This window comes from Neisseria sp. Dent CA1/247, assembly GCF_022870825.1.
In the GTDB taxonomy this organism is placed as follows: domain Bacteria; phylum Pseudomonadota; class Gammaproteobacteria; order Burkholderiales; family Neisseriaceae; genus Neisseria; species Neisseria zoodegmatis.
Genome location: NZ_CP091522.1, coordinates 1,998,459 through 2,012,409, shown reverse-complemented (window position 1 = coordinate 2,012,409; position 13,951 = coordinate 1,998,459). Strand labels below are relative to the sequence as shown.

18 protein-coding genes are annotated in these 13,951 nt (G+C 49.4%); 11 read left to right on the top strand and 7 right to left on the bottom strand.

The annotated features are described in order from the left end of the window. The first annotated feature begins 6 nt into the window (after nucleotides 1-6). From LVJ85_RS09905 to LVJ85_RS09880, 6 genes are all read left to right on the top strand, one after another. A complete protein-coding gene (locus LVJ85_RS09905) occupies nucleotides 7-936 on the top strand; it encodes a PilW family protein (RefSeq protein ID WP_244739579.1) in 930 nt (309 codons plus the stop codon). Next, complete coding sequence (locus LVJ85_RS09900; protein ID WP_244739569.1) at nucleotides 915-1,469, top strand: PilX N-terminal domain-containing pilus assembly protein; 555 nt, start codon at nucleotides 915-917, stop codon at nucleotides 1,467-1,469. The genes LVJ85_RS09905 and LVJ85_RS09900 overlap by 22 nt, the downstream gene beginning before the upstream one ends. Before the next feature lie 12 nt (nucleotides 1,470-1,481). Beyond that, the gene (locus LVJ85_RS09890) at nucleotides 1,482-1,937 is read left to right on the top strand and encodes a type IV pilin protein (protein WP_304653898.1); all 456 of its coding nucleotides are present in this window, start codon (nucleotides 1,482-1,484) and stop codon (nucleotides 1,935-1,937) included. Between the two features lie 261 nt (nucleotides 1,938-2,198). Next, entirely contained in the window at nucleotides 2,199-2,573 is a 375-nt protein-coding gene (locus LVJ85_RS13350; RefSeq protein WP_255733734.1) for a mechanosensitive ion channel domain-containing protein, read from the top strand. Further along, on the top strand, nucleotides 2,570-2,746 hold the full coding sequence (locus LVJ85_RS13485; protein ID WP_370686911.1) for a mechanosensitive ion channel domain-containing protein: 177 nt from the start codon (nucleotides 2,570-2,572) through the stop codon (nucleotides 2,744-2,746). Before LVJ85_RS13350 ends, LVJ85_RS13485 begins: the two co-directional genes overlap by 4 nt. 251 nt (nucleotides 2,747-2,997) lie before the next feature. Beyond that, nucleotides 2,998-3,507: a protein disulfide oxidoreductase gene (locus LVJ85_RS09880; RefSeq protein ID WP_244739567.1), complete on the top strand. Its 510-nt coding sequence runs from the start codon at nucleotides 2,998-3,000 to the stop codon at nucleotides 3,505-3,507. A 95-nt stretch (nucleotides 3,508-3,602) separates the two neighbouring features. Here LVJ85_RS09880 and clpX read toward each other — a convergent pair whose 3' ends face one another. After that, nucleotides 3,603-4,880 carry an ATP-dependent Clp protease ATP-binding subunit ClpX gene (clpX, locus tag LVJ85_RS09875; protein ID WP_244739557.1) on the bottom strand — a complete coding sequence of 426 codons (1,278 nt, stop codon included), beginning with the start codon at nucleotides 4,878-4,880 and terminating at the stop codon, nucleotides 3,603-3,605. A gap of 472 nt (nucleotides 4,881-5,352) precedes the next feature. On the opposite strand from clpX, the gene LVJ85_RS09870 reads away from it, so the two are divergent. After that, nucleotides 5,353-6,291: a serine hydrolase gene (locus tag LVJ85_RS09870; RefSeq protein WP_370686958.1), complete on the top strand. Its 939-nt coding sequence runs from the start codon at nucleotides 5,353-5,355 to the stop codon at nucleotides 6,289-6,291. 261 nt (nucleotides 6,292-6,552) lie between these two features. Here LVJ85_RS09870 and LVJ85_RS09865 read toward each other — a convergent pair whose 3' ends face one another. Further along, nucleotides 6,553-7,830: a NupC/NupG family nucleoside CNT transporter gene (locus tag LVJ85_RS09865; protein ID WP_244739548.1), complete on the bottom strand. Its 1,278-nt coding sequence runs from the start codon at nucleotides 7,828-7,830 to the stop codon at nucleotides 6,553-6,555. Nucleotides 7,831-8,096: 266 nt separating this feature from the next. Between LVJ85_RS09865 and LVJ85_RS09860 the strand changes: the two genes are divergently transcribed. The 4 genes from LVJ85_RS09860 to xerD all read left to right on the top strand — a co-directional run bounded on the left by LVJ85_RS09860 (nucleotide 8,097) and on the right by xerD (nucleotide 10,582). Continuing rightward, complete coding sequence (locus LVJ85_RS09860; RefSeq protein ID WP_244739546.1) at nucleotides 8,097-8,540, top strand: peroxiredoxin; 444 nt, start codon at nucleotides 8,097-8,099, stop codon at nucleotides 8,538-8,540. A gap of 14 nt (nucleotides 8,541-8,554) precedes the next feature. Beyond that, nucleotides 8,555-9,139 carry a GNAT family N-acetyltransferase gene (locus LVJ85_RS09855; RefSeq protein WP_244739544.1) on the top strand — a complete coding sequence of 195 codons (585 nt, stop codon included), beginning with the start codon at nucleotides 8,555-8,557 and terminating at the stop codon, nucleotides 9,137-9,139. Nucleotides 9,140-9,160: 21 nt separating this feature from the next. Next, nucleotides 9,161-9,628: a methylated-DNA--[protein]-cysteine S-methyltransferase gene (locus LVJ85_RS09850; RefSeq protein ID WP_244739542.1), complete on the top strand. Its 468-nt coding sequence runs from the start codon at nucleotides 9,161-9,163 to the stop codon at nucleotides 9,626-9,628. 81 nt (nucleotides 9,629-9,709) lie between these two features. Next, nucleotides 9,710-10,582: a site-specific tyrosine recombinase XerD gene (gene xerD / locus LVJ85_RS09845; protein ID WP_244739536.1), complete on the top strand. Its 873-nt coding sequence runs from the start codon at nucleotides 9,710-9,712 to the stop codon at nucleotides 10,580-10,582. A gap of 92 nt (nucleotides 10,583-10,674) precedes the next feature. Here xerD and LVJ85_RS09840 read toward each other — a convergent pair whose 3' ends face one another. The 5 genes from LVJ85_RS09840 to LVJ85_RS09820 form a co-directional block, all read right to left on the bottom strand. After that, entirely contained in the window at nucleotides 10,675-10,881 is a 207-nt protein-coding gene (locus tag LVJ85_RS09840) for a (2Fe-2S)-binding protein (RefSeq protein WP_244739534.1), read from the bottom strand. A 236-nt stretch (nucleotides 10,882-11,117) separates the two neighbouring features. Further along, entirely contained in the window at nucleotides 11,118-11,957 is an 840-nt protein-coding gene (locus LVJ85_RS09835) for a neutral zinc metallopeptidase (RefSeq protein ID WP_244739524.1), read from the bottom strand. A gap of 166 nt (nucleotides 11,958-12,123) precedes the next feature. Further along, the gene (locus tag LVJ85_RS09830) at nucleotides 12,124-13,434 is read right to left on the bottom strand and encodes an MFS transporter (RefSeq protein WP_244739522.1); all 1,311 of its coding nucleotides are present in this window, start codon (nucleotides 13,432-13,434) and stop codon (nucleotides 12,124-12,126) included. Continuing rightward, the gene (gene ccoS / locus LVJ85_RS09825) at nucleotides 13,418-13,621 is read right to left on the bottom strand and encodes a cbb3-type cytochrome oxidase assembly protein CcoS (protein WP_244739520.1); all 204 of its coding nucleotides are present in this window, start codon (nucleotides 13,619-13,621) and stop codon (nucleotides 13,418-13,420) included. Before ccoS ends, LVJ85_RS09830 begins: the two co-directional genes overlap by 17 nt. Continuing rightward, nucleotides 13,622-13,939, bottom strand: a complete 318-nt coding sequence (locus LVJ85_RS09820) for a hypothetical protein (RefSeq protein WP_244739511.1) — start codon at nucleotides 13,937-13,939, stop codon at nucleotides 13,622-13,624. Nucleotides 13,940-13,951 lie beyond the last annotated feature (12 nt).

Here is a 13,951-nt window from a genome sequence, read left to right as displayed (position 1 = left end):
TGTGCAATGAAAAAATATCAGTCTTATTTATACACTTCACATAAGCAGGGGCAGAAAGGCTTCAGCCTGATTGAATTTGCCGTGGCAAGCGTGCTGAGCATGATTGTGTTGGTTGCGGTAAGTTCGGGTTATTTCACTGCCCGCCAATTAAATAATGCAGCGGATACCCGTTTGAAGTTTCAGCAAGATTTGCGTAATGCGGCCAATATGGTGGTGCGTGATGCGCGTATGGCAGGCAGTTTTGGCTGTTTTAACCTGATCGGCGAAAAAGGTGACAGAGTTATTCACGATAATAGCGCAACGTCAACATCAAATATATTCAAGCTTGAGAATGATGCCTCCAACCTGATGCCCGTCCGCTCTGTTCCACGGAATCAATTCCAATCTGTCGGGTTTACAGCAAGCTCTGATGCTTTGGTATTCATATACGGTTCCGGATCAGGAAATATAAGTGCTACATCAAATGGTGCGGGCAGCCAACCTTTGGTTTTCAGTAGCTGCAAAACGGTAATCCGTCCGGCTGCAGATAATGTACCTGCCCAAAATACACTGATAACTGAATTGGGTATTTCCACTCAGCAGCAGAGTGAAATGATGGTTATGAACTATGTGGTTAATGCTTATGTAACCGGTAGTATCAATGGTCAGTCAGGTTTATTCCGTTTCCAATTGGAGGGTGATAATTGGGGAAGTCCGCAATTATTGATCAGAGATGTTACAGGAGCTAATTTTAGATATACCTATGTGAATAATTGCCCGAAAGAAATACTACCGGATAAGACAAAGTTTGAAACATTTGAATATTCTTCCAAATTGTCAAAAATGCCGGCATTAATACAAATGACTTTGAATGGTGGCACTCAAGACCCAAACCAAATTTACACGATTAATGCTTCTGTGAGGGGGGGGAACTCATGCGCAAACCGTACACTGTAAATTATGCGGATAAATCGGCACAGCAAGGATTCTCTTTGTTTATTGTGCTGATGGTGATGATTGTTGTGGCATTTTTCGTTGTTAGTGCTACACAATCCTACAACACCGAGCAGCGCATCAGCACCAATGACGCAGACCGGAAATTTGCAGCGGCACTGGCAGAGGCAGCTTTAAGGGCAGGAGAAAAGGAAATCGCAGAGTTTGACGGAGTGATTCAATTTACCGATAGCTGTGAAAATGCCAGATGCAGAGCGGCCGGTAGTGCCGAAGGTAGCTTCGGAGATATTGTTGTTGCCGGTAATTCTTCAGTAGAGGCGTGGCAAAGAAGTGATGGTGGAAGCAGAGCTAAACTTTATATAGATACTAAAGGCACACCGTTACCCAAGTCCGGAGCCAGTCAAGATCCGCGCTATATTATCGAATATATCAGCACTCAAAATGACGGTTCGGTCATTTACCGTGTTACGGCTAAAGCTTGGGGTAAAAATGCCAATACCGTTGTAGTTTTGCAGTCGTATGTATCTGCAGACTAGGGAGAGAGCGTCATGACAAAGTATACAAAGCAGAAAGGCTTTACTTTGCTGGAAATGATGATAACCGTGGCCGTGATCGGCATTCTTGCGGTAATAGCATTTCCATCATATATGCACTACATTGAGCGTGGTCATCTTACACAGGCTCATGTTGGATTGATTAATATCAATAATGAAATCAAAACACAAAGAATTAAAGAACCGGCAAATTATAAAACTCTAGTCCAGTTACAAACCTTGGTACGAGCATCCCACATAGATGCAGAAGTTAAAAGAAAATATGATTTTCAAGTTAGTATGCCTGTTCGAGACAGTATCGCTTACAATCTCATTGCCAAACCCAAGGCAGATAGCGGTTATACAAAAGCAGTGTGGATGAGCAGTTCCGGAGAGGCCTACCGATGTAGCAATGCTGCTTCTGCTGAAAGGTTTGCTACCGATGGTGATTGTGAAAAAATAGGCGGCTAATGATTTTCAAATTGAAAGCTCAATAATCATTCAGAAGCTGACAGAGTGCCAAGATAAGATGTCGAAATCCAATATCGGGATTTCGGCTTTTTATCTTGGAGGTTTATTTTACGGAATGAGCAATAAGTATGAAGTGCAAGTTTTTCATAGAATGCACTTTATTCATTTTTAGCTAAACAAAATAATTTCAGACGGCCTTGAGCCATGTATTAAGCGATGACGAACACATTTGAAAAATTGAATAACGGCATTAGCTAAAGTTTGAGTAATTATGAAACCATGGCCGGTAGTGTGCAGACAATGCTTCAAGCTTTTTGGTTGAGGGTTCCGTATCTGGTTTTGGCTTTGTCGGTATTTATTCTGTTTTGGTTTTTATCCAAACTTTTTAAGTCGTTAACGGCCAAACTGTTTGCCAACCGATTGAGTGGGCGCATGAATCTTTTGCTGGTTTTGCAACGAATCGGCGGGGCGTTAATTATATTTGTCGGATTTTTGGCTGCGATGATGATTGCCATTCCCGATTTCACGCCGGCACAATTGATTAGTGCATTAGGTATCGGTTCGGTGGCGATTGGTTTTGTGTTTAAAGATATTTTTCAAAATCTGCTTTCGGGTATTCTGCTGCTTTTTGAGTGAAACTGTTCAGAATCGGAGACAGCATTGTGTCCGGTTCGTTTGAGGGAACGGTAGAAAATATAGAAATTCGCGCCACTACGCTGTGTACTTATGATAGCAGATGCATTGTGATTCCGAATGCCCAGCTTTTTATCTCGCCGGTAACCGTTAATACCAGTAGTAAATATTGTTAAAACACAACTTTCAGTCTGTCGGCGGCATCTGATATGGGGGCTGTTAAAAAATCAAATTATTGCTTCTGTTCAAAAATGTTGCAGCAGTGATATTTCAGATCTCGAAATTGCTGTGATTGCACTTTCCGATACCTCGGCCATTATGGAGCTGTGTTGGTGGACGCAGGATCATACGGACAATAACCGTATTTGGGATGAAGTATTATCGTGCATTCAGGTTTTTTGATGAAAGATCAAAAGGATTAAGATAAATGGCTTCAAAAGCAAAACGTTGGCTTAAAAGCATTTTTCAGACGGCCTTAATGGTTTTATTGATTTCTGTTGCGGTAGATTGGTGGCGTAAACCTGTGCAACCTTTGGAGTTTGCAGAGCAGCCTCTTTCTTTACTGGATGAGAAGCAAACCAGTTTAAGCAAACTCAGCAAAGATCGTGCCGCTGTGGTCTATTTTTGGGGTAGTTGGTGCGGTATTTGCAGTCATACTTCTCCGGTGGTGCAGCGTTTGCATCAATCGGGAATACCTGTGTTGAGTGTCGCTTTGAAATCAGGTTCTGCTCAAGAAGTGCAGGCTTACATGCGTGATAAAGGTTTGAGTTTTGAAACGGTAAACGATATGGACGGTAGTATTTCGGCTCATTGGAAAATCGCAGTCACCCCCACGATTGTTATAGTGAAGAATGGAAAAATGATACACAGTACGACGGGGATAAGCAGTTATTGGGGACTGCGGAGCAGAATTTGGTTGGCTAATCAGATTTATTGATATGTTAAGTAATTGATATTTTTATTTTTTAAAAATCCCTTGATTGCCAAATTGTTAAAAAGACTAGGCAATCAAGGGGTAATTTTTATGGGCTTTTATGCAGCGGGCTTTTTGCTTGAATTGGCTTCTTGATATTCGGTGCCGTCTGAAAGCAACAGCTTAGGCTTTTCGCCTTTTCCAATCACATTCTCATTAACCACAACTTTCTTGACTTCTTTCAGGTCGGGAAGGATATACATAGTCTCGAGCAGGCATCGTTCGACAATCGAACGCAAGCCGCGGGCGCCGGTTTTGCGCTCCATAGCTTGTTTGGCAATGCTGCGCAGGGCGGAAGGCAAAACTTCCAATTCTACGCCTTCCATTGCAAACAATGCTTGATATTGCTTGATAAGGGCGTTTTTCGGTTCGGTCAGAATGTTGATCAAGGCATCTTCATCAAGCTCGGCCAGCGTGGCAATAACGGGAAGACGGCCGATCAGTTCGGGAATCAAGCCGAATTTGATTAAGTCTTCCGGCTCAACGGTTTCAAACAGTGCCGTAATGTCGGCATTTTCATCCTTACTGCTCACAACCGCTCCGAAGCCGATGCCGCCTTTTTCGGTACGCTGGCGGATCACTTTTTCCAAGCCTGCAAATGCACCGCCGCAGATGAACAAGATATTGGTGGTGTCCACATTGATGAATTCTTGATTGGGGTGTTTGCGGCCGCCTTGCGGAGGTACGGAAGCTACCGTTCCTTCAATCAGTTTCAACAATGCTTGTTGTACGCCTTCGCCGGATACGTCGCGGGTAATGGAAGGGTTGTCGCTTTTGCGGGAAATTTTGTCGATTTCATCAATATATACGATGCCGCGCTGGGCTTTCTCCACATCGAAATCACACTTGCCCAAAAGTTTGGTAATGATTTGCTCTACATCTTCGCCGACATAACCTGCTTCTGTGAGCGTAGTTGCATCCGCCATCACAAAAGGTACATCCAGTTTGCGTGCAAGTGATTGTGCCAATAGGGTTTTACCGGATCCTGTGGGGCCGATGAGCAAAATATTGCTTTTGGACAGTTCTACGTTTTCGCTGTTTTTCGGGTGGCGTAAGCGTTTGTAGTGGTTGTAAACGGCGACGGCCAATGCTTTTTTGGCTTGTTCTTGCCCGATAACGTGGTCGTTGAGATTGGCCACGATTTCGGCAGGGGTGGGTAAACGGTCTTGCGCTGCGTTTTCGGCGGGCATATCGGAATCTTCATGCTGGGCTTTGAGCATGATGCCGCAAGTTTCCACGCATTCGTTGCAGATTAAAGCTTTTTCGCCTTCAATCAGGTTTTTTACTTCGTGCTCAGGTTTACCGCAAAACGAGCAGAAACGTTTTTCGTCTGACATATTTATATTTTCTTCAGGATTATTGTGTGATGTTTAAGATGCAGAATTTGCTTGGTTGAACCGATAAGTATAATAAGTATCTGCTTGTTTATCAAACTAAGCGGATAAATGCTTTGAGAGAATGAAAGGGGTGTGCTTTTTGCCGGGTTTTAATGATTTGGAAAGTAAGGCGGAGTAGGGTAGCACTTTTGAGTGTAAGCTTCATACAACATATTAAATAATCTTAGTTAAAGTAAATATAGTTATTTATTGTAAGGTTTTTTGAAGTTTTTTATGCTTATTTAATAGTTTGAAAAGGTAAAATATGGTTTAAATGGGGGAAAATATATTTTTCGGCTTTACAGCAAAGCCCGTTTTAATCAATAATTTACTAATTACAGATAGAACGTGTTGTCATAAGGCCCAAACAGTAGCTTTGTTATGGCGGCACATTTGTTTCAACTTAAGTACACACGGAAGATGAAAAATGCCGATGATGAATATCAGCAAAAAAATTGCCGCAGCTTGTTTGAGCATTGGTTTGGCTGCTTTCAGCCTACCTGCCGCAGCGGATGATTTGGACGTGCTGGGTCAGTTTTTGGAGCAGAACTTCCCCGTTGAAAGCGATCCCTTGGGCGCATTTGCGACCATGAAAATTGAAGACCAGCTTGAAGCACAGGCCGCTTATGCAGGCCCCTTGCTGTCTTCGCAATCTGCTTTGATCGTGAACAATAAAACCGGCGAAGTGCTGTTTCAGAAAAATCCCAACCGCGTAATGCCGATTGCTTCGATTTCAAAATTGATGTCTGCGATGGTGGTGTTGGATGCGAATCAGAATATGAACGAGCCGATTACCATTACCGCTGCTGAAATTGACCGCCTGAAAGGTACGGGCAGCCGTTTGGCGGTGGGCACTACGCTGACGCGCGGCGAGCTTTTGCATCTGAGCCTGATGAGCAGTGAAAACCGCGCTACTCATGCGCTTGGCCGCAGCTATCCGGGCGGTATGTCTGCATTTGTGGATGCGATGAACCGCAAAGCGCAAAGCTTGGGCATGGGCAATACCCGTTTTTACGAGCCGACCGGTTTGGATTTCCGCAATGTTTCCACGGCCAACGATTTGAGCAAAATGGTTCAGGCTGCGAGCAAATATCCGGTTATCCGCCGCGACAGCGTTTCCAACTACCGCGCGGTTTACACGCATAAAGGCCAGCAAAGCTATCGCAACAGCAATGCTTTGGTTCGTGAGGGCGGTTGGAACATCGAGCTTCAGAAAACCGGTTATATCCGCGAGGCAGGCCGTTCTATGGTTGTGAAGGCCAAAGTGCAGAACCAACCTGTAACCATCGTATTGTTGAATGCGCCTTCTTCTCTGAGCCGTGTGAACGATGCGCGTAAAATCGAATCTTGGATGTTGCAAACACGCTCTTAATCCATTGTTGGTTTGATTTTAGGATAGAAAGAAGTAACAGCCTGACGGGTTTTGTGCCGTCAGGCTGTTTGTTTTGTTGCAGACGATGGTTTGGGAAGAAGAGCAGAGGTGTTTTTAGCCGGGCTTGAGAAAGCATGTAACGCCGGCTTGAGATTGAGTTTTAGATCAATAGTGATTTGATTAGAACAGATGTAACGAGGCCGTCTGAAAGCGAAGCTCACAAGTTTGCTTTCAGACGGCCTCACCAATAACCAGATTCTTTTACGACAAGATACTTACGCCCGACAAGCCGATAAACAAGCCTGCAATCACCGCGCTCATCAGGTTAGACAGCGAACCGGCAACCACTGCTTTGATGCCCAAGCGGGCTACGTCTTTGCGGCGGTTCGGCGCCATAATGCTCAAGCCGCCCACCAATACGGCAATCGAACCCAAGTTGGCAAATCCGCATAGCGCGAAAGAAATAATCGCTTTGGTGGTGTCGGTGAGTTTAACTGCCGATTCGGGTTTCAAGTAGTTCACAAATTCGGAATAGGCCACAAATTCGTTCACCACTACTTTTTGCCCGATTAACGAACCTGCCACACCCGCCTCATGCCACGGCACGCCGATAATCCAAGCCAGCGGCGAAAACACCCAGCCCAGAATGGCCTGCAAGGTCAAATCACCGTGGCCGAACCAGCCCGCTATGCCGCCGATAATGCCGTTGATCATGGCAATTAAAGCGACGAATGCCAGCAGCGACGCGCCCACAGCAATGGCGATTTGCGCGCCGGTTACCGCACCGCCGGCCGCCGCGTCGATCACGTTGGTCGGCTTGTCTTCTTCATTTTCGGCCAACACTTCTTCATCGTTTTGCGTTTTTTCCGTTTCGGGTACCAACAGTTTGGCGAACAGCAAACCGCCCGGTGCCGCCATAAACGAAGCGGCAATCAGATAGGGCAGCGGCACGCCCATTTGGGCATAACCGGCCAACACCGAACCGGCCACCGAAGCCAAACCGCCGCTCATCACGGCAAACAGCTCCGATTCGGTCATTCTGCGGATATACGGGCGCACCACCAGCGGCGCTTCCGTTTGGCCTACGAAAATATTGGCCGCCGCCGACATGGATTCGGCTTTCGATGTGCCCAACACTTTTTGCAGAAAACCGCCGATGACTTTAATCAGCACCTGCATCACGCCGATGTAGTACAGCACCGCCATCAGCGATGAGAAAAACACAATCATCGGCAACACGCGCAGGGCAAACACAAAGCCGCCGCCGCCGAACATTTCAAACATTTTGTCCGACACCAAGCCGCCAAACAAAAAACTCACGCCGTTGTTGCCGTAAGCAATCACATTGCTGATGGCGTTCGACGCGCCTTGCAGCATATCGCGTCCTTGCGACACATACAGCACCAATGCGCCCAGAGCCACCTGAATCAGAAACGCACCGGCCACCGTGCGGATGTTGATGGCCTTGCGGTTGGTGGAAAGCAGCACCGCAATCGCCACCAGCACCGCCATGCCCAGCAAACTGTGTAAAACACCCATTTCAGTTTTCCTTTATTGACAAAGTTCCGCCATTATAAAGGAAGCCTGCCTAAAGCCGTGCCGGAATTTTCAGACGGCCGCAGATTTGAATTTGAATTGATTGTTAACCGGACGGATTGATTGCGGTTCGTCATGCCGGAGCCAAGCCGGGTGGGAGGTGTAGGGGTTTTATCCGGTTGATTCGTTTTTTCAGACGGCCTTTGGGTGTAAGCGCAGAATGGTATAAGATAAAGGACGTCTGAAAACCGATTGAGAAAGAGAACGACATGCCGCAATACAGCTTTACCCTGCCATCTTCCGCCGAGCGCGATTTCGTATCCGACGGACACCTGCCGCTGGTGGTTTATTTCTACCCCAAAGACAGCACGCCCGGCTGCACCACCGAAGGCTTGGACTTCAACGCCCGCTTGGACCAATTCAAAGCCCTCGGCTACACCGTGGTCGGCATCTCGCGCGACGGCGTGAAATCGCATCAGAACTTTTGTGCCAAACAAGGTTTCCAATTTGAACTGCTCAGCGACAAAGACGAAACCGTGTGCAAACTGTTCGATGTGATCAAACTGAAAAAACTCTACGGCAAAGAATCGCTCGGCATCGAACGCAGCACTTTCGTACTCAACAAACAAAGCGAAATCGAGCACGAATGGCGCAAAGTCAAAGTAGCGGGGCACGCGCAGGAAGTGTTGGAAACCGTCAGTAAGGCCGTCTGAAAAAAGGTGAAACCATGAATACACCGCAACCGATTACCCTCAGCTTAAACGGCATCCGTTTGGAGCCGTTGGGTATGCAGCACGAAGAAGGTTTGCGCGAAGCCGCGGCCGACGGCGAACTGTGGCAGCTGGTGTTTGCCTCCGTGCCCGAACCGCACAACACCGTCGCCTATATTCAGACGGCCTTAAACATGCCTAACCGCTTGGCCTTCGCCGTGATTGACGAGCGCAACGGCAAAGTGATCGGCAGCACCAGCTATCACGATATCGTCCCCGCCGCCGCGCGTTTGGAAATCGGCTATACCTGGTATGCCCGCAGCTACTGGCGCAGCCATGTGAACACCACCTGCAAATACCTGCTGTTGCGCCATGCCTTTGAAACGCTTGCCGTACAAACCGTTGGCTGGCGCACCGATATTCTGAACACCCGTTCGCAGCAGGCCATCGAACGCTTGGGCGCGAAAAAAGACGGCGTTTTACGCGGGCACCAAGCCCGGCGAGACGGCAGCGTGCGCGATACCGTGATGTACAGCATGATCCGCGCAGAATGGCCGCAAGCCGAAACCAAACTGGCGGCATGTTTGAATATTCAGCGATAATTTTTCAGACGGCCTTAAACCATGAACTATCCTTGTCTTTATTCCGCCCCGTTCGGCGACATCACCTTAATCTTCGATGCAGAGGAAAACCTTGTCGAAGTAAACCTGCACGGCCGCCCCGAATATGCGCCTTACCCCTTGCCCGAAGCATGGAAAAACAAACTGGACGACTACTTCTCAGGCCGTCTGAAAAACTTTCATCACCCGATTTCCACGCAAGGCACGGCGTTCCAGCAGAAAGTTTGGCAGGCGATTGCCGAAATCCCCGCCGGAGAAGTGCTCACTTACCAAGACATCGCCCGCAAAATCGGCAGCCATCCCCGCGCAGTCGGCGGCGCATGCGGCAAAAACCCGCTGGCCTTAGTGGTGCCGTGCCACCGCGTCGTCGCCAAACAAGGCTTGGGCGGATTTTCCAGCGGAGAAGGCGACGCGCTGGCGATTAAACGCTGGCTGCTGCAACATGAAGGTGTTGAAATAAATAGCAAATAAATTTATTGCAGCAAGTCGTATCAGAAATAAAGTTTATTTACTGCTAAGGCCGTCTGAAAACCAACCGGTATACAAACATCTATGAATGACCTAATCGACCGCCTGCTCGAACACCTCTGGCTCAACGACCGCCTCAGCCAAAACACACTCGACAGCTACCGGCGCGACCTGCAAAAAGTCGCCGCGCGCTTAGCCGAACACGGCCTCAACTGGCAAAACGCACAAAGCAGCGACTTATCCGCCGCCATTTACCATCCCGACGAGAAAACCCGTTCGCAAGCCCGCGCCCTTTCCGCCTGCAAACGCCTTTACGCTTGGCTGCTCGAAACCGAACGGCGCAGCGACAACCCCACCCGCCACCTCACCACGCCCAAACAGCCCACAACCCTGCCCAAGCTGATTACCGAAGCACAAATCGACGCGCTGCTGAATGCTCCCGACACAGAAAGCACACACGGCCTGCGCGATAAAGCCCTGTTGGAGCTTATCTACGCCACCGGCCTGCGCGTCAGCGAAGCGGTAAAACTCCAAATCGGCCAAGCTAATCTGCACAAAGGCATCATCAACACCATCGGCAAAGGCAACAAACAGCGCATTGTGCCGCTCGGCGAAGAAGCCGCCTACTGGATAAAACGCTACCTCGCCGAAGCCCGGCCGCTGCTGCTGAAAAACAAAGCCTGCGACGAATTGTTCGTGAGCCAGAAACGCACCGGCATCAGCCGCCAGCTCGCTTGGATGATTGTTGAAAAATACGCCCAAGAAGCCGGTATCGAACACCTTAGCCCGCACGGATTGCGCCACGCCTTCGCCACCCATCTCGTCAATCACGGCGCCGACCTGCGCGTGGTACAACTGCTGCTCGGCCACGCCGACATCAGCACTACCCAGATTTACACCCATGTTGCTAACGAGAGGTTGAAAAATATCGTGCAGGAACACCATCCGCGCGGTTAAGTACGGTTAAGTTATTGGTGCGGAAATGAAGACAGGCCGTCTGAAATATTTCAGACGGCCTGTGTGTTTTATAAATGGTGTTGAATAATAACTTAGCTTTGTACGTTGATACCGGCGGTCATGGTGCTGGTGCCGGAAGCGTTGCTGCCGGTGAGGAAGGAAGAGGCCAATTCGCTGCAACAGCCGCAGCAGGTTGCGACGCCCAGTTGGGCTTGCAGGTCGCTCAAACTGGAAGCGCCGGCGGCGACGGTTTCTTGAATTTGGCGGTCTGTAATGGCATTGCAGATACATACAAACATTTTCGTGCTCCTTGTCCCGTTATTTTGGAATTCGTAATGAGATTTAGTTTTATTATTAGCGTGTTTGAGAATATAAATAAAAACAGTTCGCATTGCAAGTATAGGAAATGTAAATTAGGCGGATACGGTAAATAAATCGGAAGGGAGAAACGCGAGGCTTCTCCCTTCCGATTGATGTGGCGCTTGTTGAGCAGCAGGCGAAACGCTGCGCTGTTAACAGCTTGGATATGCTTGATTTAGTTGCCGAAAGTATTGCATTGGTTGACGTCGCCGCTGTTTAAGCCGCGCTTAAACCATGCCATGCGTTGTGCTGACGAGCCGTGGGTAAAGCTGTCATGTACAACGTAGCCTTTGGATTGTTGTTGCAGGCGGTCGTCGCCCACGGCTTCGGCGGCGTTGACGGCTTCTTCGATGTCGCCTTCTTCAAACAGGTTTTGGTTAACGGCGTAATGCGCCCAAATGCCGGCAAAGCAGTCGGCCTGCAATTCCAGCTTGACGGAAAGTGCATTGGCTTGTGCTTTGGAGTTTGCCGCCTGCTGCATTTGGTTGACTTGGGGCAAGATGCCGAGCAGGTTTTGTATATGATGGCCGACTTCGTGGGCGATTACATAAGAGAAGGCGGCATCGCCGGATGCACCGAGTTTTTTACGCATGTCTTCATAAAACGATAAGTCGATATAGACTTTGCGGTCGGCAGGACAGTAAAACGGCCCCATCGCTGCTTGGCCAGTGCCGCAGGCGGTTTGCGTGCCGGCGGTGTAGAGTACCAGTGTGGTCGGTGTGTAGCGGCTGCCGTTTTTGGCGAAATAATTGCTCCATACGGTTTCGGTGTCGGCCAGCACCACGCGCGAAAGTTCGTTGAGTTGGGCTTCGAGTTTGCTGTCTAATTTGGTTTGCGGCTGAGTGATTTGCGTAGGCGAGGGTGTGCCGACCAAGCCGGATAAATCCACGCCGTAGTAAGCGCCTACCAATAAGATGATGATGCCGATGATGCCCGTGCCTTTGCCGCCGATACGGCCGGAACGCCCGCGGCGGTCTTCTACGTTTGAGCTTTGCTTTCTGCCTTGCCAGCGCATGGTTTTTTCCTTTTCGTGGTGTTATGTTGCCGCCATTATACGGTATAGATTTGATTTGGGCGGATGGTGTGAAGGGTAAATCTTTGAAGCGTATGTGATGCCGGTTTGATGAAAATAAAGTGAGAGGCCGTCTGAAACTGTTCAGACGGCCTCATGTGTTTGGTGATCAGTTGATGCGGAAATAGTGTTTCAAATCCTGCCAAAAACGCGGTTCGAGTTTGAGCAGGTAGGCCACCAGCGGTATGTTGCCCAGCGCTACCACGAGATAAAGCAGGGTAATGCTGTCGAAGGCAAACAGCAGTAATGCGCTCAACAGTGCGGCCGTTACCATAAACATGCCGTTAACGATATTGTTGGCGGCAATGGCGTGGGCGCGGAAGGTTTCGCTGCTGGCGGTTTGCAGCCAAGTGTAGAGCGGCACGGAGAAAAAGCCGCCGAAAAAACCGATGGCGATCATGGTAAGGATAACCGGATAGGCGTTGGCTTGAGACAAAAACCAGCCGATGCCTTGAAGCTGTGTGAAACGTTGACCGTAAGTCAGCCACACCAGCAGCAGCCCGCTAACGGTTAGGCCCGCGCCGCCTATGGCGACCAGCCCGAGGTGTAGGCGTTGGTGGCTGACTTTGGCGCACATGATCGAACCGGCGGCGATGCCTATCGAAAACAGGGCCAGCATCAGGTTGAATACGTTGTCGTTGCCGCCGAGATGGATTTGGGTGAAGGTAGGCAGTTGGGTGGTATAAACGGCGCCGACCATCCAAAACCACGAAATGCCGATGATGGCGGCGTACAGTTCGCGTTGGGCGAAGGTTTCTCTCAGCAGCACCCAAGTGCCTTTGGCGATGTTCGGCTCGATGCGGGTGGCGGGGTCTTTGGCGGCGACACGCGGCATAAACATGCTGGTAACGGTGCCTGCGATGGCGACGGTCATCACCATCATGCCGACGAAATGGGGCGGAATGCCCGCTACGGCTGTGCCGAGAATCTGGCCGAACAGAATAGCGATGAAGGTGCCCGATTCAATCAGGCTGTTGCCCATGATCAGCTCTTTGCTGTTGAGATAATCGGGCAGCACGGCGTATTTCAGCGGGCCGAACAGGGTGGATTGCGTACCCATGCAAAACAGGCAAAACAGCAGCAGCGGCGCGGATTGGATATAGAAGCCGTAAGCGGCGACGGTCATCACTGCAATTTCCAGCACTTTGATAACCTGCGCCAGCCGCGCTTTGTCGAACTTGGTGCTTAGTTGGCCTGAGATGGCGGAAAACAGAAAATAGGGCAGGATAAACAGCAGGGCGCCGAGGTTGAGCATTTGGCTGGCGGGCAGCACGGTGTTTTCTCCCAAGCCGTAGAAGCTGATCATCACAAACAGGGCGGTTTTAAACAGGTTGTCGTTAAACGCGCCTAAAAATTGTGTGCCGAACAGCGGCGCGAAGCGGCGGCCGGTGGAGAAATTCAGATTATCTTTCAGGCTCATTGTCGGGCTTTTCTTGGTTGTTGCCGGAAGCGGGCGTGTCGGCGGTGTCGTCGTCATCCATGATGATGCGGTGGGCGGGGCCTTCCAAATCGTCAAACTGCCCGTTTTTGCCCGACCACCAGAAAAAATAAGCAATCAGAAAAGCCAAAACAATGCTGATGGGGATCAGGATAAATACGCTTTCCATTTACATCATTCCTGTAAGGTCGTTCAGCACCAGCGTTTGCCCGCCGATGCTGAGGTATTCGTTGCGGATGCGGCCGAGAAGGTTTTCGTCGTCAAACAGCACAACATGGTCTTTTTCCACTTTCCAATAAAGCGGTGTTTCGTACTGCCCGTACAATTCAACGGCGCGGGCGGCGGCGGTGTCTTGCGGGGTGTTTTCGCTTTGCAGTTTGATGGCAAAACGGCCGCTCAAGGGCGGCTGTTCGGATTCGTCATCGGGCAGCATGATGAAAAAGCCCAGATGTTCGCCTTGTTGGGTGTGGATGCTGAAGTAGTGCATGTTTTCAGACGG